Source organism: Mesorhizobium sp. Z1-4, from assembly GCF_004000235.1.
Classification (GTDB): Bacteria; Pseudomonadota; Alphaproteobacteria; order Rhizobiales; family Rhizobiaceae; genus RCIO01.
The window spans coordinates 630,586-654,342 of sequence record NZ_RCIO01000001.1 but is presented as its reverse complement, the minus strand read 5'-3'; the positions used below and the strand labels follow the sequence as shown (position 1 = coordinate 654,342).

General features: G+C 61.7%; 25 protein-coding genes. 14 read left to right on the top strand and 11 right to left on the bottom strand.

The window, feature by feature from the left end; translation table 11 throughout:
* Positions 1–2: 2 nt before the first annotated feature.
* Positions 3–488 (bottom strand): bacterioferritin, encoded by a 486-nt coding sequence (gene bfr / locus EP165_RS03125; RefSeq protein ID WP_127520083.1) that lies wholly within the window; start codon positions 486–488, stop codon positions 3–5.
* On the bottom strand, positions 454–762 hold the full coding sequence (locus EP165_RS03120; RefSeq protein ID WP_127520782.1) for a (2Fe-2S)-binding protein: 309 nt from the start codon (positions 760–762) through the stop codon (positions 454–456). The genes bfr and EP165_RS03120 overlap by 35 nt, the downstream gene beginning before the upstream one ends.
* Before the next feature lie 353 nt (positions 763–1,115).
* Here EP165_RS03120 and EP165_RS03115 point away from each other — a divergent pair, with 353 nt between their 5' ends.
* Positions 1,116–2,303, top strand: coding sequence for a M24 family metallopeptidase (locus tag EP165_RS03115; RefSeq protein ID WP_127520082.1), 1,188 nt, complete (start codon positions 1,116–1,118; stop codon positions 2,301–2,303).
* A gap of 1 nt (position 2,304) precedes the next feature.
* On the opposite strand, the gene EP165_RS03110 is transcribed toward EP165_RS03115, so the two are convergent.
* From EP165_RS03110 to EP165_RS03095, 4 genes are all read right to left on the bottom strand, one after another.
* Positions 2,305–3,198: a DMT family transporter gene (locus EP165_RS03110; protein ID WP_127520081.1), complete on the bottom strand. Its 894-nt coding sequence runs from the start codon at positions 3,196–3,198 to the stop codon at positions 2,305–2,307.
* Positions 3,199–3,315: 117 nt separating this feature from the next.
* Complete coding sequence (locus EP165_RS03105) at positions 3,316–3,732, bottom strand: cupin domain-containing protein (RefSeq protein ID WP_127520080.1); 417 nt, start codon at positions 3,730–3,732, stop codon at positions 3,316–3,318.
* A gap of 14 nt (positions 3,733–3,746) precedes the next feature.
* Positions 3,747–4,583, bottom strand: coding sequence for a phosphoenolpyruvate hydrolase family protein (locus tag EP165_RS03100; RefSeq protein ID WP_127520079.1), 837 nt, complete (start codon positions 4,581–4,583; stop codon positions 3,747–3,749).
* Between the two features lie 15 nt (positions 4,584–4,598).
* A complete protein-coding gene (locus EP165_RS03095) occupies positions 4,599–5,789 on the bottom strand; it encodes a Tm-1-like ATP-binding domain-containing protein (protein WP_127520078.1) in 1,191 nt (396 codons plus the stop codon).
* 68 nt (positions 5,790–5,857) lie between these two features.
* Between EP165_RS03095 and EP165_RS03090 the strand changes: the two genes are divergently transcribed.
* The 7 genes from EP165_RS03090 (at position 5,858) to EP165_RS03060 (ending at position 12,526) form a co-directional block, all read left to right on the top strand.
* The gene (locus EP165_RS03090) at positions 5,858–6,487 is read left to right on the top strand and encodes a TetR/AcrR family transcriptional regulator (protein WP_127520077.1); all 630 of its coding nucleotides are present in this window, start codon (positions 5,858–5,860) and stop codon (positions 6,485–6,487) included.
* Between the two features lie 359 nt (positions 6,488–6,846).
* Positions 6,847–8,154, top strand: a complete 1,308-nt coding sequence (locus tag EP165_RS03085) for an ABC transporter substrate-binding protein (RefSeq protein WP_127520076.1) — start codon at positions 6,847–6,849, stop codon at positions 8,152–8,154.
* A 107-nt stretch (positions 8,155–8,261) separates the two neighbouring features.
* Positions 8,262–9,152 carry a carbohydrate ABC transporter permease gene (locus tag EP165_RS03080; protein ID WP_501981653.1) on the top strand — a complete coding sequence of 297 codons (891 nt, stop codon included), beginning with the start codon at positions 8,262–8,264 and terminating at the stop codon, positions 9,150–9,152.
* A 1-nt stretch (position 9,153) separates the two neighbouring features.
* Positions 9,154–10,113 carry a carbohydrate ABC transporter permease gene (locus EP165_RS03075; RefSeq protein ID WP_127520074.1) on the top strand — a complete coding sequence of 320 codons (960 nt, stop codon included), beginning with the start codon at positions 9,154–9,156 and terminating at the stop codon, positions 10,111–10,113.
* Positions 10,110–10,355 (top strand): hypothetical protein, encoded by a 246-nt coding sequence (locus EP165_RS03070; protein ID WP_127520073.1) that lies wholly within the window; start codon positions 10,110–10,112, stop codon positions 10,353–10,355. Before EP165_RS03075 ends, EP165_RS03070 begins: the two co-directional genes overlap by 4 nt.
* Positions 10,352–11,455, top strand: a complete 1,104-nt coding sequence (locus tag EP165_RS03065) for an ABC transporter ATP-binding protein (RefSeq protein ID WP_127520072.1) — start codon at positions 10,352–10,354, stop codon at positions 11,453–11,455. Before EP165_RS03070 ends, EP165_RS03065 begins: the two co-directional genes overlap by 4 nt.
* A gap of 3 nt (positions 11,456–11,458) precedes the next feature.
* Positions 11,459–12,526, top strand: coding sequence for an ABC transporter ATP-binding protein (locus EP165_RS03060; RefSeq protein ID WP_127520071.1), 1,068 nt, complete (start codon positions 11,459–11,461; stop codon positions 12,524–12,526).
* Positions 12,527–12,600: 74 nt separating this feature from the next.
* Here EP165_RS03060 and EP165_RS03055 read toward each other — a convergent pair whose 3' ends face one another.
* From EP165_RS03055 to EP165_RS03040, 4 genes are read right to left on the bottom strand one after another with little or no spacing between them, the layout of a single operon-like run.
* Positions 12,601–13,575, bottom strand: coding sequence for an NAD(P)-dependent oxidoreductase (locus EP165_RS03055; protein WP_127520070.1), 975 nt, complete (start codon positions 13,573–13,575; stop codon positions 12,601–12,603).
* A gap of 4 nt (positions 13,576–13,579) precedes the next feature.
* On the bottom strand, positions 13,580–14,296 hold the full coding sequence (locus tag EP165_RS03050) for a FadR/GntR family transcriptional regulator (protein ID WP_127520069.1): 717 nt from the start codon (positions 14,294–14,296) through the stop codon (positions 13,580–13,582).
* Between the two features lies 1 nt (position 14,297).
* Positions 14,298–15,467 (bottom strand): mandelate racemase/muconate lactonizing enzyme family protein, encoded by a 1,170-nt coding sequence (locus tag EP165_RS03045; protein ID WP_127520781.1) that lies wholly within the window; start codon positions 15,465–15,467, stop codon positions 14,298–14,300.
* 55 nt (positions 15,468–15,522) lie between these two features.
* Positions 15,523–16,410, bottom strand: coding sequence for a sugar phosphate isomerase/epimerase family protein (locus EP165_RS03040; protein WP_127520068.1), 888 nt, complete (start codon positions 16,408–16,410; stop codon positions 15,523–15,525).
* Positions 16,411–16,778: 368 nt separating this feature from the next.
* Between EP165_RS03040 and EP165_RS03035 the strand changes: the two genes are divergently transcribed.
* The 3 genes from EP165_RS03035 (at position 16,779) to EP165_RS03025 (ending at position 20,056) form a co-directional block, all read left to right on the top strand.
* Positions 16,779–17,834, top strand: coding sequence for a sugar phosphate isomerase/epimerase family protein (locus EP165_RS03035; RefSeq protein ID WP_127520067.1), 1,056 nt, complete (start codon positions 16,779–16,781; stop codon positions 17,832–17,834).
* A 148-nt stretch (positions 17,835–17,982) separates the two neighbouring features.
* The gene (locus tag EP165_RS03030) at positions 17,983–19,176 is read left to right on the top strand and encodes a Gfo/Idh/MocA family protein (protein ID WP_127520066.1); all 1,194 of its coding nucleotides are present in this window, start codon (positions 17,983–17,985) and stop codon (positions 19,174–19,176) included.
* A gap of 31 nt (positions 19,177–19,207) precedes the next feature.
* Positions 19,208–20,056 (top strand): sugar phosphate isomerase/epimerase family protein, encoded by an 849-nt coding sequence (locus EP165_RS03025; protein WP_127520065.1) that lies wholly within the window; start codon positions 19,208–19,210, stop codon positions 20,054–20,056.
* Between the two features lie 11 nt (positions 20,057–20,067).
* Here EP165_RS03025 and EP165_RS03020 read toward each other — a convergent pair whose 3' ends face one another.
* The gene (locus EP165_RS03020; RefSeq protein WP_245439983.1) at positions 20,068–20,931 is read right to left on the bottom strand and encodes a MurR/RpiR family transcriptional regulator; all 864 of its coding nucleotides are present in this window, start codon (positions 20,929–20,931) and stop codon (positions 20,068–20,070) included.
* A 157-nt stretch (positions 20,932–21,088) separates the two neighbouring features.
* Between EP165_RS03020 and EP165_RS03015 the strand changes: the two genes are divergently transcribed.
* Genes EP165_RS03015 through EP165_RS03005 form a run of 3 tightly spaced genes read left to right on the top strand, consistent with a single transcriptional unit; the run spans position 21,089 to position 23,756 of the window.
* Positions 21,089–21,865, top strand: coding sequence for an N-formylglutamate amidohydrolase (locus EP165_RS03015; RefSeq protein WP_206075857.1), 777 nt, complete (start codon positions 21,089–21,091; stop codon positions 21,863–21,865).
* Positions 21,862–22,428 (top strand): TRAP transporter small permease subunit, encoded by a 567-nt coding sequence (locus tag EP165_RS03010; RefSeq protein WP_245439981.1) that lies wholly within the window; start codon positions 21,862–21,864, stop codon positions 22,426–22,428. The genes EP165_RS03015 and EP165_RS03010 overlap by 4 nt, the downstream gene beginning before the upstream one ends.
* 2 nt (positions 22,429–22,430) lie before the next feature.
* Positions 22,431–23,756, top strand: a complete 1,326-nt coding sequence (locus EP165_RS03005; protein WP_127520063.1) for a TRAP transporter large permease — start codon at positions 22,431–22,433, stop codon at positions 23,754–23,756.
* Position 23,757 lies beyond the last annotated feature (1 nt).

The window sequence follows — 23,757 nt, the reverse complement described above, 5'->3', positions numbered from 1 at the left end:
ACCTACTCGGCTTCGTTGGCGTCGCTGGCGTTGAGAAGGCCGTATTTCTTTTCGCCGAGCTGCTCCAGCAGTTCGAGCTGCGTTTCGAGGAAGTCGATATGGCCTTCCTCGTCGGCCAGCAGCTCCTCGAACAGCTTCATCGAAACGTAGTCGCCGGCTTCATTGCAGATATCGCGCGACTGCTTGTAGGAGGCGCGCGCATCGTGCTCGCCCGCCAAATCGGCTTCCAGCACTTCCTTGATGTTCTGGCCGACACGCAGCGGGCCCACCTTCTGCAGGTTGGGATGGCCTTCGAGAAAGATGATGCGCTCGATCAGCTTGTCGGCGTGATGCATCTCTTCGATGGATTCGGCGCGCTCCTTGGCGGCCAGCTTGCCGTAACCCCAGTCTTCGAGGAGCCGGTAATGCACCCAGTACTGGTTGACGGCACCGAGCTCCAGAAAAAGGGCCTCGTTAAGCCGCTCTATGACCTTTTTGTCGCCCTTCATGGTTTTCCTCATTCTGTCTTCGAAGACCGCGCACGCGGTCAAGGAACGTTACGCTTTCCGCCGCCTCTTCGCCAAGTTCGCGATGAAATTCCTCGGTGACGCGGATGATGGTTTCAACCACACTGGGGAAGCAGCCGCAACAGCGCCCCCGCTTCTGGAGCGCGTGGTAAACCTTCGTCGGCACGATCAGGCCCCACGGGTCTGCGGCAAGCAGTGAACGGATCGTCTGCTCGATCTCTTTTTCCGTGATCAGATTGCAGTGGCAGATCAGCATCGGTGCGTTACTTGGGGCGCATGCGCGCCGCGGCAGTTTCGTTCCAGACAGTGTGGGGCTGACTTGTGGCAGCTCCATGACATGGCCGGTCTCCCGACCATATGCAGCAGACCGGAAATATGTCCGCACAGGTGGGTTGTCAATTAAACTCGATAAAAATCCTTAACGTATCAATAGGTTAGAGGAGTTCTAAACTAGAGTGTCATTGGCAGGTATCGGCCGGGCGCACTTCGCTGGGAGTGCGGCAAGGGACCGCAAATTTGAATCTGGTCCTACCAGATTTTGACGTATAGGATCGCATGCAATAGGAAGGCCGTGCCGGCGCCGGGATGGCCGGCTTTGGGAGGATGCAAATGAACGATCAGACTGCTGCCGGAGAGCGGCTTGCCGTTCCCTTCGATGCCGAGCGGCTCGACCGCCTGATGGATGAAGCCGGCATTGACGTCCTGCTCACGACCTCCAAACACAATGCTCAATATCTGCTCGGCGGATACCGATTCATCTTCTTTGTTGCGATGGATGCCATCGGCCATAGCCGCTACCTGCCAATCGTCGCTTATGAGAAGGGCAGGCCTGACCACAGCGCCTATATCGCCAACCGCATGGAAGGCGGTGAACATGCAAACCGTCCGTTCTGGCCGCCAACCCTGCATGCATCCTGCTGGAACACGGCGGAAGCCTCCGACCTCGCGGTGGCGCATGTAAAGAAGATCGGCAAGGAAAATGCCCGGATTGGCATCGAGCCGGGTTTCATGCCCATCGACGCCTACCACCGCATCACCAGCAACTTGAAAGGCGCGACATTCGTAGACGCGACCGGTGTGCTGGAGCGCCTGCGCGCCATCAAGTCGCCGTCAGAACTCGCCAAGCTGAAGCACGCATCCGAGATGATCACCGACGCCATGCAGGCAACGATTTCGGTCGCGCGCGAAGGCTCCACCAAGGCCGAGATCATCGAGCATCTGCGGCGCGAGGAAACCAATCGCGGCCTGCATTTCGAATATTGCCTTCTGACCCTGGGCGGGAGCCACAACCGGGCATCGTCCGACCAGGCGTGGAACCCGGGCGAGGTGCTCTCCATCGATTCCGGCGGCAATTACGAAGGTTACATCGGTGACCTGTGCCGCATGGGCGTGTTGGGCGAGCCCGACGCCGAGCTCGAGGATTTGCTGGGCGAGGTGGAAGCTGTCCAGCAGGCGGCATTCGCCGAAGTGAAAGCGGGTGCGGCGGGCGGCGCCCTTGTCATCGCCGGCCAGGAGCGGCTTAAGTCGTCTCCTGTCGCCCAGTACACCGACTTCTTTGCCCACGGCATGGGGCTGATCAGCCACGAGGTGCCGTTCCTGATGACCAACCATCCGGTCACCTATGAAGGCGTCGATGCCGCGCGCCCGCTCGAGGCCGGCATGGTGCTTTCGGTCGAAACCACCATGCTTCACCCCGCGCGCGGCTTCATCAAGCTTGAGGACACGCTTGCGGTGACTGCCGACGGCTACGAGATGTTCGGCGAGCGCGGCCGCGGCTGGAACCGCGGCGGGAGCTAAACTAAAGCCGGGTCCTGCCGAAAGGGTTCCAGCGAACTGTGCCGAGGCGGATGCGCTCGCGCGCCACAATCAGCAGTCCTGAAAACGCGATCACGGCGAGGCCGGCCAGCGACCAGACGTCGGGCTTCTCGCCGAACAGCACAGCGCCCAGAAGCACGGCCCAGGCGATCTGCGAATAATGAGTCGGGGCCAACTGGTTGACCGGCGCCATCCTGATGGCGCGCATGAGAAACATGTGGCCGGCCGCAGCTCCGGCACCCGTAACCAGCAGGATTGCGGCTTCGTTCCATTGCGGCACCTTGAAGCCCGTCGCCGCAGTGGCCACGCCATTGAACAGCACGGCGTAGAGGATGAGATATCCGAGTATCGTGGTCGTGCGCTCGCGTGCCGCAAGCGATCGCTGCAGAATGATGCTGGCCGCGCTCAACACCGCCATCATCAGCGCCGCCCCGTGCCCGAGTTCGAGAACGCGGAAGCCGGGGCGAACGACCACGAGAACGCCCAGAAAACCGACGATCACTGCTGCCCAGCGCCAAGGGCCGATCTGCTCTTTCAGGAACACCATGGATAAAATGGTGACAAACAGCGGAGAAAGGAAAGCCAGTGCGTAGACTTCGGCAAGCGGGATCGTTGTGAAGGCGTAGACGCCAATCACGCCCGCGACCAGCCCGATGATCGCTCGCGCCTGCACCGGAAGTGGATGGTTCATGCGCCAGAAATCGCGCCAGCCATTGCCTTCTGGGCGCGTCAGCAAAACCAGCAGGCTGCCGGCGATCGTCAGCTGGAAGAAGCCGATCTGGAAGACCGACATGCTGCCGCCGAGCGCTTTTATTGCCGCGTCGCTCCACGCATATGTAGCGTAGGCGAGCAGCGCCAGCAGGATGCCGTTTTTCATTTTTCGGGTTCCGCAGTGAAGTGCCGGCGGCGTGATTCGATTGGCGGCCGCCGGTCAGCTTCGGCGCTTAGCGGAATACGAAGCTGTTTGCACTCACAATGCGATTACTGGGAGCGACTACTCGCCCGGTGCCAGCAGCCTGAAATCCGGCTGGTCGCGCAATGCGAGCTCCGGTCCGGCCGGCGAATAGACCACGAAAAGCTGCATCGGCTCCGAGCCTGTGTTGAGGGTGGAGTGGTAGCGGCTCTCGGGCACATAGACCGTGCATCCCGGCCCGACCTGGCGCGTGACCGGATTGCCGTCTTCGTCTTCCACCATCTGTTCGCCGGTTCCGGAGATAACGAAGATGATTTCTTCCGCACCCGGATGGTTGTGGCGCGCATGGCCCTGGCCGAGCTTCACATCCACTACGCCGCCGGAAAAGCGCTCTGCACCGTTCACCTCCGGTGCGACGGTGAGCGCAAGGCGGCCCCAGTCGAACCCGAATGCGCTGACATCTTTCGGATAGACGAACTTCTCATTTTCGGCGCTCATGCTTCTTCTCCCGGCTAGGCTTTCATCGGCAGGTTCTTGAAATCGGCGGTCTGCTGGCGAATGGCGGCTTCGGCCGGCAGCCGCTCCATGGAGCTTGCGCCGTAGAAGCCGTGGCACAGCTTGCAGTTCTTCAGCACGTATCCGGCATCGTCCGGCATCGAGATCGGGCCGCCATGGCAGATCACAATCACATCGTCGCGCACCTTGCGGGCGGCTGCGGCGATCGCGTCGATTTCGGCGACGCACTGGTCGAGCGACTTCGCCGAGGTGGCGCCAATCGACCCGCCGGTGGTGACGCCCATATGAGCGACGATGATGTCGGCGCCGGCTTTCGTCATTGCGGTGGCTTCGTCGGGATTGAACACATAAGGCGTGGTCAAAAGGTCGAGCGCGTTCGCAGCCGAGATCATGTCGACCTCAAGCCCGTAACCCATTCCCGTCTCTTCGAAGGACTGCCGCATTGTGCCGTCGAAGAGGCCGATGGTCGGAAAGTTCTGCACCCCGGAAAAGCCCATCGCTTTCAACTCGGCCAGAAACTGCGGCATCAGCACAAAGGGGTCTGTGCCGTTGACGCCGGCAAGCACCGGCGTGTGTTTGACGACCGGCAGAACCTCGACCGCCATCTCCTTCACGATCTCATTGGCATTGCCATAGGCAAGCAGACCGGCGGCTGACCCGCGCCCCGCCATGCGGTAGCGGCCTGAATTGTAGATCACGATGAGGTCGATGCCGCCTGCTTCCTCCGACTTCGCCGAAAGGCCGGTGCCCGCGCCGCCGCCGACGATCGGTTTGCCTGCCGCGATCATGGTGCGGAAGCGTTGCAGGATTTCCTTGCGGGGGATGGACGGCATGAAGCGACCTCGTTGTCAGGCGATTTCTTTGAAGGCAGCGACCGCCGCCTCGGCAAATTCGGGATCGTTGATGTGGAGCGGCAGGCGGACGATGCGGCGCCTGTCGGTTTGTTCTACCGTGGCCACGATCGCTTCGAAGAGGGCGGCGTCGGCGTCTGCATCGAAAAACGCACCGCCTTCGATGTCGAGCGCCGAGACGCCCTTTTCGGGAATGAGAAAGCGCACGGGTCCATCGCACCGGTTGAGCCGCTCGCCGATCCAGGAGCCGATGCGGGCGCATTCCTCGACTGAAGTGCGCATCAGCGTCACGTTGGGATTGTGCTTGTAGAGCGTGCGGCCGGCATAGTGCGCAGGCACAGTGTCCGGCGCCCAGAAATTGACCATGTCGAGCGCGCCGACCGAGCCGACATAGGGAATGCCTGTACGCGCGATCGCGCCGAGGCGATCTTCGGTCGCCGGCAGCACGCCGCCGAGAAGCAGGTCGCAGATCTCGGTCGTCGTGATGTCGATGACGCCGGCCAGCATTGCGCTGTCGGCGAGTTTCTCCATGGTGCGGCCGCCAGTGCCGGTGGCGTGGAAAACCATGCAGTCATAATCGGCGCGCAGCTGGTCGGCGATGGCCGTCACGCAGGGCGTGGTGACGCCGAACATTGTGAGACCGATCGAGGGCTTGTCGTCGGCGGCAGGAGCCGGTGCGCCAGCCATGCCGGCGATCGCTTGTCCGGCATTGTGTAGAATAATGCGGCTCAGTCGATTGAGGCCGGCAATGTCGGTCACCGCCGGCACCATGATGATGTCGGACACGTCGACATAGGGCGCGGTGTCGCCGGATGCGAGTGTCGACACCATCACCTTGGGCCCGCCATAGGGCAGGCGACGCATGCCGGCGGTGATGATCGCCGTGCCGCCGCCACCGCCGAGACCGATCATGCCGGCAACGTCGTCGAGCGTTTCGGCGAATGCTGCAAACGCCGCTGACATTCCGGCAACCGCCGTGCCGCGGTCATCAATGCCGAGCACAGCTGTGGCGCCATCAGGATGGTGGGCGGCAACCTTCTCCGCCGTGACATCGACCGGGATTGCCGGATTGCGCGTCCCGACATCGATGGTTGCAACAGAGCGCCCGGCAGCGCGGATGACGCCCGCCAGATATGCCATCTCCTCGCCTTTGGTGTCGGCCGTGCCGACGACGTAGACGCGCCCCATTTCTCCTCCGCCCGAACCCGGTCGCGAGACCGGTTGCATCTTTTTTGAGACGTACGTATCATATTGGTATGCAAGTCTCACGTCAACAAGTTGCCGGCCAGGCCAAGAAGGGCCCGAGTGCCCGGACGCGGCGGCTCATGCTCGAAACCGCGACGCGGCTGATGCAGGCGGGCAAGACGCCTTCCGTCTCCGAAGTGGCGGAAGCGGCGGAGGTTTCCCGCGCAACGGCCTATCGCTACTTTCCGAGCCAGGCGGCGCTTGTGCATGCGGTTGTCGACGAAGCGCTGGGCCCGATCCTTGACTGGCAATCGTCCTCACAGGATGTCGAGAGCCGCGTTGAGGATTTGATAGGCACCTCGATGCCGCGCATCATCGAGTTCGAGGCGACCTTTCGCGCCGCACTCAAACTGTCGCTCGAGCCTGAAGCCGCGACCGGCAGCGCTGAAAACAGAGAGCCCCGGTTTACCCGCGGCCACCGCGTTGACCTGCTGCGCGATGCCGTCCGTCCGCTAGCCGGAACGCTGCCGCCCGAGGATGCCGAAAGGCTCGCACAGGCGCTGTCGTTGTTTTACGGCATCGAGATGCTCGTCGTGCTCAAGGACATATGGGGTCTGGACGACAAGGCAGCCGTGTCGGTCATCGACTGGGCCGCGCAATCTCTGGTGCGGGCCGCAATCGCGGCCAAGGCGTCCAAATGATGTGGATCGCAAAATTGGTTAGACCAGATTTGTTGACTTACGGCGACGGTGCGTTCCCTCCTGTATGAAGCGATCAGCGCGCTGTTCGGCAGATTTTCTGCAGAAATATGCCGAATTTCGGACAGCTGAACCGAAATTGCCGCTTATCGCCGTAGATTGATACCTTTGGAGGGGGCTTGACGCACCCTGACATTTGGTAATACCAGATTGAGGGTGAAGGTCAGAGTTGAATGGGTTCTGCATCCGATCGCGATGACAGGATCGATTGAGGCGAAGACGAAGCGGGAGGAATTGCTTCGGCAGTCGCCAAAAGACAGGGCCAGGGCAATGCCGGCCGTGTTCACAAGGGAGGAAAGGACATGCGCAAGAAACTAACCGGCCTGCTCGCCGGTACCGGCTTCATGCTTGCCTGCGGAACGTCCGCGTTCGCGCAGGAGCTGACAATTTTCTGGGCGGAATGGGATCCGGCCAACTACCTGCAGGAACTCGTCAACGAGTACGAGGCCGAAACCGGCGTGCGGGTTATCGTTGAAACCACGCCGTGGTCCGATTTCCAGACCAAGGCGTTCACCGAATTCAATGCACGCGGTTCCGCTTATGACATGGTCGTCGGCGACTCGCAGTGGACCGGCGCCGCATCCGAGGCCGGCCACTATGTCGATCTGACGGAGTTCTTCAACGAGCACAATCTGAACGAGGTGATGGCTCCGGCGACGGTGAAATATTACGCCGAATATCCCGCCGACTCCGGCAAATACTGGTCGATCCCGGCTGAGGGTGACGCCGTTGGCTGGTCCTACCGCAAGGACTGGTTCGAAGATCCGGCCGAAATGGCCGCCTTCAAGGAGAAATACGGCTACGACCTCGCTCCGCCCGAAAACTGGGCTCAGCTTCGCGATATCGCCGAATTCTTCCATCGCCCGGACGAGAACCGCTACGGCGTCGCCATCTACACCGACAATTCCTATGACGCGCTGGTGATGGGTGTTGAGAACGCAATCTTCTCCTACGGCGGCGAGCTGGGCAACTACGCCACTTACGAGGTCGAGGGCATCATCAACTCCGACCAGAACGTCAAGGCGCTCGAAGCCTATCGTGAGCTCTATCAGTTCACGCCGCCCGGCTGGGCAAAGACCTTCTTCGTGGAAAACAACCAGGCCATTACCGAAGGCCTGGCCGCGATGAGCATGAACTACTTCGCCTTCTTCCCGGCCCTCGTGAACGAGGCCTCCAACCCGCATGCGGCGGGAACCGGCTTCTTTGCCAACCCCACGGGACCGGACGGCCACCAGTTTGCCGCGCTCGGCGGGCAGGGCATTTCAGTGGTCTCCTATTCGGAGAACAAGGACGAGGCGATGAAGTTCCTCGAATGGTTCATCCGCGATGACGTCCAGAAGCGTTGGGCCGAACTCGGTGGCTACACCGCCCACGCCAAGACACTTGAATCGGAGGAGTTCCGCAACGCCACACCTTACAACGAGGCCTTCTACCAGACCATGTTCAAGGTGAAGGACTTCTGGGCGACGCCGGAATATGCCGAACTGCTGATCCAGATGAACCAGCGTATCTACCCGTTCATCACGGCAGGCGAAGGCACGGCCAAGGACGCGCTGGACGCACTGGCCGCCGACTGGAAGGCAACCTTCGAGAAGTACGACCGCTACTGATGCGGGGGTGACAGGCGAGGGGGCGGCAGCCTGCTGCCCCCTCGCTTCATTTGGCGGGGCAATCCCGCAAACCGCAGTGGGAGGATTGGGGTTTGGCCAGTATGGCAATGACGACGCTGGATCCGCAGTCGCGCGCGGCGCGCCGCGGCTGGAGCGATCTGACGATCCGGAATATGTTCATCATTCCAACGATCGTCTTCCTGATCGTCTTCAACATTTTTCCGCTGCTGTATTCGCTCGGCTATTCTTTCACCGATTTCCGCGCCTCCACCAACGCGCCGGCCAATTTCGTCGGTCTGGCGAACTACAAGGCGCTGCTCAACGACCCCTTCATCTGGCGCAACTTCGCGATCACCGCGAAATATGTGATCGTCTCGGTCGCGGGCCAGGTGGTAGTTGGCTTCGGCGTGGCCATGCTGCTCAACAGGTCGATTCCGTTCAAGGGCTTCATCACGACGCTGCTGCTTTTGCCGATGATGCTGTCCATGGCGGTGGTGGGACTGTTCTGGAAGCTGCTCTACGATCCGTCATTCGGCATCATCAACTATGCGTTCGGGCTCGACCGGTTCGAATGGCTTTCGGACCCCGACGTCGCGCTCTACGCCGTCGCGATCACCGACATCTGGATGTGGTCGCCCTTCGTGATGCTTCTGTCGCTGGCCGGCCTTTCGGCGGTGCCCAAGCACCTTTACGAAGCCGCTGCCATCGACCGCGCCGGCCCGTTCTATACGTTCTTCCGCATCACTCTGCCCCTGGTCGCGCCGATCCTGATGATCGCGATCATTTTCCGCACCATGGAAGCGTTCAAGACGTTTGACCTGGCCTACATCCTGACCAGCCAGCCGACGACGGAGGTGATCTCGATCCGCCTTTACAAGATGGCGTTCCAGGAGTGGCAGACCGGCATGTCATGTGCGCTCGCCTACATCATGCTGATCATGGTCGTGGCGATCACCAACATCTACGTGAAGTATCTGAACAAGGTGAAGGAGCGCTAGAATGGCCGCCGTAAAGACACGCTCCGAAGTCGCGCTGAACCGGATTGCGATTGCCTCCGTCCTCATCGTGACGATCATCTTCCTGGCGCCGATCTACTGGATCACGTCGACAGCGTTCAAACCGCGCAACCTGGCCACCACGATCCCGCCCACGGTCATGTTCGAGCCCGAGATTTCCCCCTTCGTGAAGCTCTTCCTGCGCCGCTCTCAGCTGCGCGAGCAGCCGACGCCCGAAGAGTACGCGGCGGCGCCATGGTGGGAGCGGCTGGTATTCGATGGCGGCGAAAAGATCGTCCGCGACGGCAGGGGCAATGTGCAGCTTTCGGGGTATCCGAGCCGCTTCGCCAACTCGCTGATCGTTGCTGTGGTTTCGACCGTGCTCGCCGTCGGCATGGGCACGCTCACCGCCTATGGCTTCTCGCGGTTCAAGGTCGCGGGCGAACAGGACTGGCTGTTCTTCATACTGTCGACGCGCATGCTGCCTCCCGTGGTCGTCGCGATCCCGATGTTCCTGATGTACCGATGGTTCGGGCTCAACGACACGCATATCGGCCTGATCATTCTCTACACAGCCTTCAACCTCTCCTTCTCGGTGTGGCTGATGAAGGGCTTCATCGACGAGATACCGCGCGAATACGAGGAAGCAGCGCTCGTCGACGGCTACACGCGCATGGAAGCCTTCTTCAAGATCGTTCTGCCCGAGGCCGCGACCGGCATCGCCGCGACCGCCGTGTTCTGCTTCATCATCGCCTGGAACGAATATGCCTTCGCGCTGATCATGACGCGGCGCACCGCACAGACGGCGCCACCCTTCATTCCAAGCCAGGTCGGTTCCGGCCTGCCGGACTGGACGGTGATCGCGGCTGGCACCTTCCTGTTCCTGCTGCCGGTGGCGATCTTCACCTTCCTGCTGCGTAACCATCTGCTGAGAGGCATGAGCTTCGGAGCGATACGCAAATGAGTTTTCGCGAGTTGAACAGGCGGTTCCTCGAGCCGGGCTCCATGTGGCTGATGATTTTCGGCATCGTGGCGCTGTGCCAGCCCTGGAACTTCTTCCTGCACCGCTACGGTGTGACGATCATCATCGTCGGACTGGTTGGCTTCATCATCACGTCACATATCGGGCCGGGCTCGATCGGCAGCGATGACGATGTGGAAGACGAGGCGTTCGACGTCTCGGACCATCGCGAGGGCAAGGCATGACCCATATCGAGCTTCGTGGCGTCCAGAAGTGGTTCGGGTCCAACCAGGTCATCAAGGACATGAATCTTGAGATCGCCGACGGCGAGTTCATCGTCATGCTCGGCCAGTCGGGCTGCGGCAAGACGACCACCCTGCGCGCAATTGCCGGGCTGGAGACCATCGACGAGGGCGACATCCTCATCGACGGTAAGGCGGTTCAGCATCTCAAATGCTCCGACCGCGATATCGCGATGGTGTTCCAGTCCTTCTCGCTTTACCCGCATATGAGCGTTTACGAGAACATCGCATTTCCGTTGCGTGCGACCGGGTTGAGCAAAACCGATATCGACAAATCGGTGCGCGAGGTTGCAGGCGTGCTGCGCATCACCGATCTGCTTCAACGCAAGCCTTCCGCGCTTTCGGGCGGCGACATGCAGCGTGTTGCGATCGGCCGCGCGCTGGTGCGCCAGCCCAAGGCGATGCTGATGGACGAACCGATCGGCGCGCTCGACGCAAAGTTGCGCGAGGAGATGCGCGCCGAAATCAAGCGCCTGCATGTGAAGCAGGGTTCGACCACGGTTTACGTCACGCATGACCAGGTCGAGGCGATGAGCCTCGCAGACCGTATCGTGATCATGCATGAGGGTGTGCTTCAGCAGGTTGGTACGCCTGAAGAGGTTTACGCCCACCCGGAAAACCTCTTCGTCGCGCAATTCGTCGGCAGCCCCGTGATGAACATCGCCGAGGCCAGTGTCAGCGATGAGGGCGGCACGGTCCGCGTGCGCATCGATCCCAAGGATGCCGGGTTCGAGTTCCCGCGTGAGCTGGTGTCGAGGCTGAACGGCCATGCTTCGGGCGGCCTGTCGGTCGGCATTCGCCCCGAAGGCGTGCTCGTGTCGCACGAAGCCGCACCCGGATACGTGCCGCTGGAAGCGCATATCATCGAGCCTCTCGGCTCTCACGATATCGTCGATCTTCAGGTCGGCGAAGGCATGATCCGGGCGCGCACGCCATCCGGCTTCGTGCCCAAGGTGGGCGAAAAGGTGCATGCGCGCATCGACCCCGCGCAAGCGCATTTCTTCGACACGGCAAGCGGCAAGTCGCTCGGAATAAGGCTCTAGTCCATGGCCCATATCGCACTCAAAAACATCTCCAAGGTATTCGGCGCGAAGACGGCCTTGCGCGGGCTCGATCTTGAGATCGAGGATGGTCAGTTCTTCGTGCTTCTGGGCGAGACGGGTGCCGGCAAGACAACCACGCTGCGCATTGTCGCCGGCCTCGAAAAGCCGACAGAGGGCGACGTGCTGATCGACGGCGTGAACGTGAACGAATGGGGCGCGGCCGAGCGCGATGTCGCGCTGGTGCTGCAGCAATATTCGCTCTATCCGCGCTATACGGTGCGCGAGAACCTGGAGTTCCCGCTCAAGTCGAAGATCAGGCGCGTCGATGCGGCCGACATCGACGAACGCGTCAACCGGGTCGCCAAGACTTTGCAGATCACGCACCTGCTCGACCGCAAGACGGACCGGCTTTCCGGCGGCGAGATGCAGCGCGTTTCCATCGGTCGCGCAATCGTGCGCCAGCCGCGCGTCTTCCTGATGGATGAACCGCTGTCGGCGCTCGACGCAAAATTGCGCGAGGCGCTGCGCACCGAACTGAAGAACCTGCAGATGAACCTGGGCGCGACCTTCCTGTTCGTCACGCACGACCAGGTGGAAGCGATGTCGATGGGCGACAGGATCGGCGTGCTCGACAACGGCAAGCTGGTGCAGGTGGGTACGCCGTCCGAGATCTACGCCAACCCGCGCAACACCTTCGTGGCGCGCTCGGTGGGATCGCCGCCGATGAATCTGCTCGACGGTTCCGTGTCGAAAGGCGAGGCGGTTGCCGATGCGGGTTTTGCATTGCCATTCGCCGGTCAGGCGGCTGACGGCCGGCCGGTCACCTTCGGCATACGCCCGGAGGATATGTTCCTCGAAGCCGGTGCGCCGGCCGAGGGTGCCGTCCACGACATCGAAAACCATGGCGTCGCCAAGATCGTCACGCTGCGTGCCGGCGACGCCGTCATTCGCCTCACGACATCGGCGCGCGACAAGCTCGCCATCGACGAGACTGTTCGCTTCTCATGGAATCCGGAGAAGGTGATTCTGTTCGACAAAACCAGCGGGTTGAGCCTGCGCCACAGCGCCTGACGGGCGCCCTCCCTCGCACGGCAATCCGCGCCGGGCGGCAGCTGTCTGCGCAAAAGGGCGGCTGCCGCCCTTTTCTATTCCGGGAACCTGTTCCGGTAGTCGCCGAGCACTTCGGGATTGCAGAAATTAAGCGGCAGTTCGCCGGCAAGAACGCGCGCAGCTTCCTGTGCTGCGCCGACGCCCATGCGCCGCATGCTGCCTTCGGTAATGCCGGACATATGCGGGGTGATGAGCACGTTGTCGAAGCCGAAATAGGGATGGTCCGACGGTAGAGGCTGTGTCGCGAATACGTCGAGCGCCGCGCCGCCGATGCGGTTCTCGCGCAGTGCGGCCAGCATCGCGTTCTCGTCGACGACCGGACCTCGGGAGATGTTGACGACAAGTGCGTCACGCTTCATCAGGCCAAGCAAACGCGCGTCGACAAGGCCGCGCGTCCGGTCGGTCAGCGGGCAGCACAAAGCGATCACGTCTGACTGCGATGCGAGTTCGTCGAGTTCGGCGAAGCGCGCGCCGGCCGGCGCATCCTTTTGTGTACGGGTGTGAACCAGAACGTCGAGGCCGAAGCCGTGATGGCCGATCTCGCAGACCCTGCGTCCGATATTGCCGAGACCCACAACGCCGAGTGTCAGGCCCTGCAGATCGCGGGTCAGGTCGGCCTGGCGGCGGGCAACTGTCCAGCCCTCGCTGCGAAGGTCATGATCGGTGTTGCGGAACCGGCGCAGCAGCGCCATGGCGGCGAAAAACACGAACTCGGCAACCGTGCGCGCATTGACGCCGGGCGTATTGGCGACCAGCACGCCCGCAGCATTTGCCGCCTCCATGGGGATCATGTCGAGGCCGGCACCATGGCGGATTGCCGCGCGCAGGTTCTTCGCCCGCTCGAACAGCTGCGGCGGGATAGGCGCCCGCACGATGAGGATATCGGCGCCGGTGCCTTCCCGCAGGAGAGTATCCGGGTCTGGCCGTGTCGCGAAAGTGAGCGTGCCCATTCGCTCCAGCATGGCCACCGCATCGGGGTGCAGATTATGTGTGGAGAAAATCTCCGCCAATGCTTCAGGCCTTTTCGAGGGCCTGGACCGGCGATGGCGCATCTGTGCCGCTGATGAGGCCCTTCCAGTAGCTTTCCGCGCCTTGCAGATGCGAGCTCATCAGTGCCTGCGCCAGGTTGCCGTCACGGCGCTCAAGCGCGTTGAAAATCTGGATGTGTTCCTGGTGCGACCTGTGTCCGCGTTCGGGATCGGAGAAGTAGACCGGCAGGCGTTGTTCGCCCAGCACGTAATAGATGCTGCAGATGCGGTAAAAGACGCTGTTTTTGGTTGCGCGCACGATCTCCAGATGGAAATCGCGATCCTCGCGCGACAGGGCTTCGCCTGTCTTCAGCTTCTCTTCCGAAGACTTCAGGATTTCGCGCAGCCTGTCGAAATTTTCGTCAGTTGCCCTTTCGCAGGCAAGCTCCGCCGCCTTGATCTCATGGATTTTGCGCAGTTCCACCGTTTCGTAGATCTGGATCGGATCGAGCGGCAGCCCGGCCTTGGCAAAAAGCGCCAGCGCTTCCACGCTGGTGTCGTTGGTGGTGAGGTAGATGCCCGATTTTGCACGCCGCTCCACGATGCGCATGGCTTCCAGTATCGCCAGCGCCTCGCGTATCTGTCCGCGGCTGACTGAAAAATGCTCCGCCAGCTCGCGCTCCGACGGCGTGCGCCCCCGCTCCGGATCGGAGTGTGTGTAAAGATACGCCGCCAGTTCTGGCAGCAGCCCGTCTTCCTTCATGTCAGCAGCTTTGCGCGTGTTTCTTCAGAAATGATTCTGAAATGGTGAAGCCAAGTCCCGGTGCGTCGGGGATTGCCACCATACCATCCTCTACGTCCACAGTCTCTTCCACGAGGTCATGTATCATCGGATTGGCGCCAAGCGAATATTCGATAACGAAACTTGCTGGGGACGCCGCGCAGATGTGGAGGCCGGAAAAGAAGCATGGCGCGCCGGCCCAAAGATGCGGAGCGAAGCGCAGGTTGAAGGCGCTCGCCATGGCGCCGATGCGCATGGCCTCGGTGATTCCGCCGCAGAAACCGGGATCGGGCTGGAAGATGTCGGCCGCGCGCAGAAGCGCAAGTTCGCGGAAGGCAAAGCGTGTCGCTTCCGATTCGCCGGTTGCAATCGGAACCGGGCCTGCGGCGCGCACTTCGGCGGCGCCGCGCTTGTCATCCGCAATCACCGGTTCCTCGAACCACGCCAGGTCGCAATCGGCGACCATATGCACGAAACGCTTGGCGTCGGCCACGGTGTAGGTGCCATGGGCATCGACCGCGATCTCCACCTCGGGGCCCAGTGCCTTGCGCGCCGCGCGCACACGCGCTGCCGACGCATGCGGTGCGCCATCCATGGCGCCTACCCGCATCTTCACGGTCTTGAAGCCGCCCGCCTCGACATAGGAGGCGAGCTGTTCGCCGATTGTGTCGACGCCGGCCCATCCGCCCGAGGCATAAGCCGGCAAACGTTCCGCCTTGCGTCCGCCGAGCAACTGCCAGACCGGCTGGTTGAGCGATTTGCCGAGAATGTCCCACAGCGCGATGTCGATTGCGCTGATGGCGGCGATGGTGAGGCCGCGGCGTGAGAGCTCCGGCATTGCGTGCCCGGAGGTCGAGGCAAGCTCGCTGCGCACGCCATTGTACAGCATCTCCCAGATGGCGGTTATGTCGCCGGCGTGCCGGCCGATCAGCGCCGGCGCGATCTCGTTATTGATGAGCGCAACCAGCGTGCCGTATTTGCCGGCGCTGCCGGCGGCGTTCTTGCCTTCGCCCCAGCCGACGAGGCCGTCGTCGGTCTCGATCCGCACGATTGCCGCATCGAAGGTCTTGAGCTGGCCGAAATCGCTCCGATGCTGCCGGCTGGCTTCAATCGGAATCTGTACCCACCAGGCTTTGACGGTCCGGATACGCATCATAAACTCACCATGTCGGTGCGGGCCGCGGCGCGCTTGGGCGCCGCGCGCGCCATCACTTCATCAGCGGCAGAAGCGTTTCCGCCGTGATGCGCATCTGGTCGGTATAAAACTTCTCGGTGAGCAGGCTCGAGCCGTGGTCCTGAATGAACTTCAGCTGCTCGGGCGAGATATCCACCGGATTGCGCTCCACCATGTCGGGGTAGCGGTTGGCCGGCGTGCGGTCTACCGGCGCGACGAACTCATTGGTCAGCGCACCGTCGTAACCGATGTCCTTGAGAATGCCGACGATCTTCGGCCAGTCGATCGTGCCGACGCCCGCGGCAAAGCGGTTGTTGTCGGCGACGTGGAAGTCAAACAGGCGCTTGCCGGCCTTGCGGATGGCTTCCTCGACGTCGAACTCCTCCATGTGAATATGATAGGCATCGAGACATACGCCGCATTCGGGGCTTACGGCATCCGCCAACGCAAGCGCCTGCTCGCCCCGGTTGAACAGGTAGGTCTCGAAACGGTTGAGCGGCTCGACCGCAACGCGGACGCCGACCTTCTTGGCGTGGGCAAAGCACTCGCGCGTGGCATCGACCACCCAGCCCCATTCTTCTTCCTCGGTGCCGTCAGGAACCACCTTGCCGACAGTCGCAGGCACCAGCGTGATGATTTCTCCGTCGAGCTCGCTCACCATGGTCAGCACATCTTTGACATACTGCACCGACCGCTCGCGCTGGCCCTGGTCTTTCGCGGCCAGATTGCGCTCGCCGAGCATCAGCGTGACGGCGCCCCAGCAGCGAATGCCATGCTCCTTGAGAAGGGCGCGGGTCTCTTTCGTCTTGTACTGTTCTGGCTCGCCGGAAATCTCGATCGATTCATAGCCGAACTGTTTGATGCGCTTCAGCGTGACTTCCAGTGGTTCGGCGCGCATCCAGTTGTGCGTTGAAAGGTGCATGACCCAATTCCTCCCGGTTTGGCCGCGGTCCTCGATCCCGTGGTCAGGCCGCTAGATTTTCTCTGCCGCCTCAATCTGGTTAGACCAATTTCGGCTGCTGAAAATCCAGTATCGTATTATGCAGGTGTTCGCAAGCTATGCCGGAAATTTGCGGCGTACCCGATGGATTGGCTAAAAACAGGCATATAATGCGCTGTGAATGGCCGGAATGGGCGCAAACTGCACCCGGTCATCTCTTGACCTGCGGCGTGTGGCTGGTAATACCAGATGAAACGATTTAAGTGCCGCTCCGTAGGTATAGCCCGGCGAATTGGCCGGACCAGATGCGGGGTTTGCCGGTCGGACGAAACATCTGGGAGGACAGTTTCATGCCAGCATCGATGAAAGGCCCCGCGATATTTCTGGCGCAATTTGCCGGGGACGCGGCTCCGTTCAATTCGCTCCCCTCGATCGCCAAATGGGCGGCTGATCTCGGCTACAGGGGCGTGCAGATACCGACCTGGGACGGGCGCCTGTTCGACCTCGACAAGGCCGCATCTTCCAAGGCCTATTGCGACGAGGTGAAGGGCATCTGTGCCGACGCCGGCGTCGAGGTGACAGAGTTGTCATCGCACCTCCAGGGTCAACTGGTTGCGGTTCACCCGGCCTATGATTCCGCATTCGATGCTTTCGCGCCCGAGAGCGTGCATGGCAATCCGAAGGCCCGCCAGGAATGGGCGGTCGATCAGGTTACGAAGGCTGCAAAGGCGTCGCGCAACATGGGGCTCGACGTCTCTGTCGGGTTCACCGGCGCGCTCGCCTTTCCCTATCTCTATCCATGGCCGCAGCGGCCGGCCGGACTCATCGAGGAAGCGTTCGCCGAGCTGGCAAAGCGCTGGAAACCGATCCTCGACATCTATGAGGACAACGGCGTCGACTATGCCTACGAGATCCACCCCGGCGAGGATGTGTTCGACGGCGCGACCTTCGAACTCTTCCTTGATGCGCTGGGCGGCCACAAGCGCTGCATGATCAACTACGATCCGTCGCATTTCGTGCTCCAGCAGCTCGACTATCTGGCTTTCATCGACATCTATCATGAGCGCATTTCGGCCTTCCATGTGAAGGATGCGGAGTTCAACCCGACGGGCCGCCAGGGCGTCTATTCCGGTTATGCGGGCTGGATGGAACGCGCCGGCCGCTTCCGGTCGCTGGGCGACGGCCAGGTCGATTTCCCCGGCATCTTCTCCAAGCTCGCGCAGTATGGCTACACGTCGTGGGCGGTGCTCGAATGGGAATGCGCGATCAAGAGTTCGGAGCAGGGCGCGGCCGAAGGCGCACCTTTCATCGCCGCCCACATCATAGAGGTGACCGACGTTGCCTTCGACGACTTCGCCGGCGGCAAGACCGACAAGGCCGCACTCAGGAAGATGATGGGAATCTAGGGGAATAGGGGAATAAGGGAGTATGGGAACAGGGAAATAGCAGATGGAGCTTTGTCTCTACCAAGGTCCTTGGTCCGATAGCCCGCTGCCGGTCTAACCCTACTCCCCTATTCCCCTACACCCTTAACCCGCCTCAAAGGAGCACCAGATGGTCAGCGCATCCAGATCGCAGGAGGGCAGCGGCCCGATCCGCATTGGCATGGTCGGCGGAGGGCAGGGCGCTTTCATCGGCGCGGTACATCGCATCGCCTCGCGGATCGACGGCGAGTTTCAGCTTGTGGCCGGCGCGCTGTCGTCCGATCCCAAGCGCGCGGCGGCGAGCGCAGCCGAGCTCGGCATCGAGGCGGACCGGTCCTATCCGAGCTTCGCGGCGATGGCGAAGGCCGAGGCGAAACGCGTGGACGGTATCGAGGCGGTCGCCATCGTCACCCCGAACCACGTACACTGGCCCGCTGCCAAGGCATTTCTGGAAGCCGGCATTCACGTCATCTGCGACAAGCCGCTGACTTCGACACTGGCCGACGCAAAGAAGCTTGCGGCCCTGGTGAAAAAGAGCGGCAAGCTCTTTGTGCTCACCCACAACTATACCGGCTATCCGATGGTCCGGCAGGCGCGCGAAATGGTGCAGTCCGGCAAGCTCGGCAACATCCGTCTCGTGCATGCGGAATACCCGCAGGACTGGCTGACCAACGATCTCGAAAAGACCGGGCAGAAACAGGCCTCCTGGCGCACCGACCCCAAGCAGTCCGGTGCCGGCGGCGCCACCGGCGATATCGGCACCCATGCCTACAATCTGGCGCGCTTCGTTTCCGGGCTGGAACTCGATGCGCTGTCGGCCGACCTCGACGCCTTCGTGAAGGGCCGCCGGGTCGACGATAACGCGCACATCATGCTGCGCTTCAAGAAAAAGGGTGCGGCCCCCGCCGCCAAGGGAATGATCTGGGCCAGCCAGGTCGCGCCCGGCAATGAAAACGCGCTCAAGCTCCGCATCTATGGCGAAAAGGGCGGACTGGAGTGGGAGCAGGAGCACCCCAACCATCTCTGGTACACGCCGTTCGGCGAGGAAAAGCGGCTGATAACGCGTGGTGGCGCTGGCGCTGGAGACGCGGCGGCCCGCGTCTCGCGTGTACCTCCCGGACACCCCGAGGGATATCTTGAGGGGTTCGCCAACATCTATGCCGAGGCAGCACGCGCCATCCGCGCCGCCCGCCCGAAATCCGGCAAACTCGACAAGAACGTCATCTTCCCGACCGCCGCCGACGGCGTCGAGGGAGTTGCCTTTGTGGACGCCTGCGTGAAGTCGGCAAAGGCGAATGCGAAATGGACGAAGCTCGCACTTTGATCGAATAGCTGTACGGCGGAGCGGCCAGGTCATGAAAATCGGGATGTGCATGTTCTTGTGGACCACGCATCTGACGCGTGACCATGTTCCCCTGCTGCGCGACATCAAGGCGACCGGCTTCGATGGCGTGGAGGTGCCGGTCTTCGAAGGCGAGCCGGCATATTTTGCCGAGCTCGGCGGCATGCTTGACGATCTGGGCCTGGAGCGCACCGCGGTGGCGGCAATGGGCGACCCGGCGATGAACCTGATTTCGCCCCATGCGGACGAGCGCGCGGCCGGCATCGACCGTCTGAAGTGGGTCATCGACTGCACCGCGGCGCTCGGCGCGGACAAGGTGAGCGGACCGCTGCATTCCACGCTCGGCCATTTCAGCGGCGAGGGCCCCAGCGATGCGGAATGGTCGCGCGCCGTGGACGCGTTAAAGGCGGTGGGCCCCTACGCTGCCGACAGGAAAACAACGCTTGGCCTCGAAGCGCTGAACCGCTTCGAGTGTTATCTGGTCAACACGATGGATGATCTGTCGCAGCTGGTCGAAGATGTCGGGCATCCCAACATCAAGGCGATGTACGACACCTTCCACGCCAATATCGAGGAAACCGACCCGGTCGGCGCGTTCACCCGCAACCTGCGCAACATCGTTCATGTGCACATTTCGGAAAACGATCGAGGTGTGCCGGGCAGGGGCAACATACCGTGGGCCGAGACTTTCGCGGCCATCAAGGCAAGCGGCTACGACGACTGGCTTACCATCGAGGCCTTCGGGCGCGGCTTGCCGGACCTTGCAGCCGCCACCAAGGTATGGCGCGACTTCTCCGAAAGCCCGGAGGCGGTCTATCGCGATGGCTACCGCCATATCAGGCAAGGCTGGGACGCCACATAGAGCGGCACCGGTCAGAACTTGCGGAAGAAACGCGTCCGGTCGAACATTTCCTCAAGCGCCTCCATGCGCTGACGGGTTTCTTTCCAGTTGCGCTCCTGTACCTCGGCAATCACGATTTCGGCGATCAGCATCACCGCGATGTTGGAATCCCAGGCCGACGGTGCCGCGATGTGGCTCTTGAAGCAGACTTCGGCATGCTGGGCGATCGGCGAAACCCACTGGTCTGAGAACAGGATGATGCTCGCGCCGCGCTCGCTGGCGAGTTCGGCCAGCCGCAGCGTGCTGTTTTCGTAGCGGCGGATATCGAAGATGACGACCACATCATCCGGTTTCAGGTTCAGGATGTAGTGCGGCCATGCGTTCGAGTTTGACGCGATATGAACCACATCGTCGCGGATGACCTGCATGTGCAGGAAAAAGTAGTCTGCAAGGGTACGCGTAATACGTCCGCCGACCACGAAGACCCGCCGCTTGGGCTCGCTCAGAAGCGTACAGGCAGTGTCGAAATCCGCCGGGTCGATCGTCGACATGGACTGCCCGATATTTTCGATCACGGCTTTGGTGAAGCGGTTGAGGATGTGAGCATCGGGCGCGTCGTCCACCCAGGTGGCGCGTTTGGTGAGCGGGCTGGAGATCTTTTCGTCCAGCTCCGCGCGCAACGCTCGCTGAAAGTCTGGAAAGCCGGAAAAGCCGAGCTTCTGCACAAGCCGCGCGACTGTTGGAGTAGACACGTTGGCGGCCTCGGCAAGCGCGGTGATCGTGCCCATGCCGGAAACAGGATAATTTTGCAGGATGACGCTGCTGAGCTGCCGTTCGGACCGGGTCAGATCGTCGGTGCCCGCGCGCAGCTTTTCCGCAACCGTCTTCGCGCTCACTTGCGTCCACTCCCTGTGCATCGACGCGCAGCGTATAGCGTTCCGCGCACTTCTGTCAAAAAATTCACAGAAACATGACGATTGAAAATATTTGTACGAAATGAATTGACTCGGCCGCGCGACACGACGAACATTGGCCCATCCAGGGAGATCGTGCGTGCAGCTACCGGCCGGAGCTTTTGCCGAAGACGATGTGGTCAGGACCGCCAATCCGGGCGGGGCCCATACCATTGTGCTGATCTGTGAGCACGCCAGTTCCCGTATCCCGCCGGAGTTCCACGATCTCGGGCTGGAGGCCGATGCGCTGACCAGCCACATTGCCTGGGACCCGGGCGCGATGGAGACGGCGCTGGCCTTGTCCGGCCGGCTAGGCGCGGCACTCGTCTACAGCACCGTTTCGCGCCTCGTATATGACTGCAACCGCCCGCCCGAGGCGAGCGGGGCAATGCCGGCGAAAAGCGAAATCTACACCGTCCCGGGAAACGCCGATCTTACCGAAGCCGACCGCCGGCTGCGAACAGACATCTATTACCGGCCTTTCGAGCAGCGCATTGAAGAGGTGCTGAACGAACGCGGCGACGATGCGGTGATCGTGACCCTTCACAGCTTCACGCCGGTCTACAACGGCGTGCAACGCGACGTCGAAATCGGCGTGCTCCACGACGCCGACAGCCGCTTCGCCGATGCAATGCTGGAGATGGCTGAGGGCTACGACATCCGCCGTAACGAGCCGTATGGTCCCGGCGACGGCGTCACCCACACACTGAAGCGGCATGCACTGCCGCGCGGCATAAACAACGTGATGATCGAAATCCGCAACGATCTCATCGCCACGCCGGAGCAGTGCCTGGCGATGGCTGCTTATCTCGCGCGCTGGCTCGAGGCCGCATTGGCGACGCCTCGCCAGCCGCAGCTCGGGGAGACCGCCAAGTGAGGTTCCTGCGCAGCTATGTCGCCGTGGTCGACGCCATCAATCTGCGTGTGGGCCGCATCGTCATGTACGGCATCTTCGTCATGATGGCGGTGCTGCTTTGGTCGACACTCAGCAAGTTCGGCGACCGGCCGTCACTGTGGACGCTGGAAGTGGCGCAGTTCGCTATGATCGCCTACTTCTTTCTCGGTGGCCCCTACGCAGTGCAAACCGGCTCGCATGTGCGCATGGACCTCTTTTACGAGAACTGGTCGCTGAAGCGGAAATCTGCGGTCGATGCCGTCACCGTGCTGTGCCTGATGGGTTACCTCGTGGTCATGCTGTGGGGCGGCATCAGCTCGACGGCCTATTCGCTCGGTTATTTCGGTTCCGAGCCGCTTTCGTTCTTTGCCGGCCTGATCACGGGTTCCGAGGACATCGGCACGCTTGAGCGCAGCCGCACGATCTGGCGACCCTACCTCTGGCCGATCAAGGCGATCATGTGCCTTGGCCTGCTTCTAATGCTGATGCAGGCTTTGTCCGAACTCGCCAAGGACATCATGCATCTGCGCGGCGAGGAGGCCTGATCATGTCCTACGAGATGATCGCGCTGCTGATGTTCGCGTCCATGATGCTGCTGTTGTTCAGCGGCCAGCGGGTTTTTGGTGCGATTGGTTTTGTCGCGGTCATCGCCGCACTGGCGCTTTGGGGCGACCGCGGCGGATTCGACATCGCGTTTTCGCAGTCGATCAAGTTGATGCGCTGGTACCCGCTGCTCACAGTGCCGATGTTCGTGTTCATGGGCTATGTGCTTTCGGAAAGCCGCATCGCCGACGATCTCTACCGCATGTTCCATGTCTGGATGGGCGGCCTGCGCGGCGGCTTGGCCATCGGTACGATCGGCCTGATGGTGCTGATCTCGGCGATGAACGGCCTCTCTGTCGCCGGCATGGCGATTGGCGCCACCATCGCGCTGCCCGAGCTGCTGCGTCGCGGTTACGACAAGCGCATGGTGACCGGCGTCATTCAGGCAGGGTCGTCGCTCGGCATCTTGGTGCCGCCTTCGGTGGTGCTTGTGCTCTACGCCATGATCGCGCGCCAGCCGGTCGGCCAGCTCTGGCTCGCGGGCATCATTCCGGGCCTGATGATGGCCGGCATGTTCGTGCTCTACATCGCCATTCGCTGCCGCATTAATCCCGAGCTCGGGCCGGTACTGTCGAAGGAAGAGCGCAACTTGCCGCCGCGTGAGAAATACCGCCTGCTGCTCGCCGGTCTGCTGCCGCTCGCCATCTTCTTCGCCATGATGATCCCGTTCGTGAACGGCTGGACATCGCTGGTGGAAAGCTCGGCCATCGGCGCGATCACAGCCTTTATGGCCGCCGTGCTCAAGGGTCGCATGACCTGGCAGGTTTTCGAGACCTCGGTGAAGAACACGCTTGGCATCACCTGCATGTTCATGTGGATCATCCTTGCCGCACTCGCCTTTGGCGCGGTGTTCGACGGGCTGGGCGCGGTGAAAGCGATCGAGAGCCTGTTCACCGAACGGCTCGGCCTTTCGCCCTGGATGATCCTCATCCTGATGCAGCTGAGCTTTATCCTGATGGGGACGTTTCTCGACGACACGGCCATGCTGGTCATCGTTGCGCCGCTCTACATCCCGCTGGTCGGCGCCCTGGAATTCGATCTCATCTGGTACGGCGTGCTCTACACCATCACCACTCAGATCGCGTATATGACGCCGCCCTTCGGCTACAACCTGTTCCTGATGCGGGCGATGTCTCCGCCCGAGATCGCGCTCAGCGATATCTACCGTTCCATCATTCCGTTCGTCGCCGTCATGATATTGGCGCTGACGATCATCATGGCCTTTCCGCAGATAGCCCTTTGGCTGCCTGAATATGTCTACGGAAAATAAG

What these genes read in the sequence shown, in the direction of transcription:
- EP165_RS03105 (WP_127520080.1), bottom strand. Translation starts at nt 3,732, where the DNA reads ATGAGCGCCGAAAATGAGAAGTTCGTCTATCCGAAAGATGTCAGCGCA.
- EP165_RS03060 (WP_127520071.1), top strand. Translation starts at nt 11,459, where the DNA reads ATGGCCCATATCGCACTCAAAAACATCTCCAAGGTATTCGGCGCGAAG.
- EP165_RS03100 (WP_127520079.1), bottom strand. Translation starts at nt 4,583, where the DNA reads ATGCCGTCCATCCCCCGCAAGGAAATCCTGCAACGCTTCCGCACCATG.
- EP165_RS03030 (WP_127520066.1), top strand. Translation starts at nt 17,983, where the DNA reads ATGGTCAGCGCATCCAGATCGCAGGAGGGCAGCGGCCCGATCCGCATT.
- EP165_RS03075 (WP_127520074.1), top strand. Translation starts at nt 9,154, where the DNA reads ATGGCCGCCGTAAAGACACGCTCCGAAGTCGCGCTGAACCGGATTGCG.
- EP165_RS03090 (WP_127520077.1), top strand. Translation starts at nt 5,858, where the DNA reads ATGCAAGTCTCACGTCAACAAGTTGCCGGCCAGGCCAAGAAGGGCCCG.
- EP165_RS03095 (WP_127520078.1), bottom strand. Translation starts at nt 5,789, where the DNA reads ATGGGGCGCGTCTACGTCGTCGGCACGGCCGACACCAAAGGCGAGGAG.
- EP165_RS03085 (WP_127520076.1), top strand. Translation starts at nt 6,847, where the DNA reads ATGCGCAAGAAACTAACCGGCCTGCTCGCCGGTACCGGCTTCATGCTT.
- EP165_RS03115 (WP_127520082.1), top strand. Translation starts at nt 1,116, where the DNA reads ATGAACGATCAGACTGCTGCCGGAGAGCGGCTTGCCGTTCCCTTCGAT.
- EP165_RS03035 (WP_127520067.1), top strand. Translation starts at nt 16,779, where the DNA reads ATGCCAGCATCGATGAAAGGCCCCGCGATATTTCTGGCGCAATTTGCC.
- EP165_RS03080 (WP_501981653.1), top strand. Translation starts at nt 8,262, where the DNA reads ATGACGACGCTGGATCCGCAGTCGCGCGCGGCGCGCCGCGGCTGGAGC.
- bfr (WP_127520083.1), bottom strand. Translation starts at nt 488, where the DNA reads ATGAAGGGCGACAAAAAGGTCATAGAGCGGCTTAACGAGGCCCTTTTT.
- EP165_RS03065 (WP_127520072.1), top strand. Translation starts at nt 10,352, where the DNA reads ATGACCCATATCGAGCTTCGTGGCGTCCAGAAGTGGTTCGGGTCCAAC.
- EP165_RS03005 (WP_127520063.1), top strand. Translation starts at nt 22,431, where the DNA reads ATGTCCTACGAGATGATCGCGCTGCTGATGTTCGCGTCCATGATGCTG.
- EP165_RS03110 (WP_127520081.1), bottom strand. Translation starts at nt 3,198, where the DNA reads ATGAAAAACGGCATCCTGCTGGCGCTGCTCGCCTACGCTACATATGCG.
- EP165_RS03025 (WP_127520065.1), top strand. Translation starts at nt 19,208, where the DNA reads ATGAAAATCGGGATGTGCATGTTCTTGTGGACCACGCATCTGACGCGT.
- EP165_RS03040 (WP_127520068.1), bottom strand. Translation starts at nt 16,410, where the DNA reads ATGCACCTTTCAACGCACAACTGGATGCGCGCCGAACCACTGGAAGTC.
- EP165_RS03045 (WP_127520781.1), bottom strand. Translation starts at nt 15,467, where the DNA reads ATGCGTATCCGGACCGTCAAAGCCTGGTGGGTACAGATTCCGATTGAA.
- EP165_RS03070 (WP_127520073.1), top strand. Translation starts at nt 10,110, where the DNA reads ATGAGTTTTCGCGAGTTGAACAGGCGGTTCCTCGAGCCGGGCTCCATG.
- EP165_RS03050 (WP_127520069.1), bottom strand. Translation starts at nt 14,296, where the DNA reads ATGAAGGAAGACGGGCTGCTGCCAGAACTGGCGGCGTATCTTTACACA.
- EP165_RS03120 (WP_127520782.1), bottom strand. Translation starts at nt 762, where the DNA reads ATGCTGATCTGCCACTGCAATCTGATCACGGAAAAAGAGATCGAGCAG.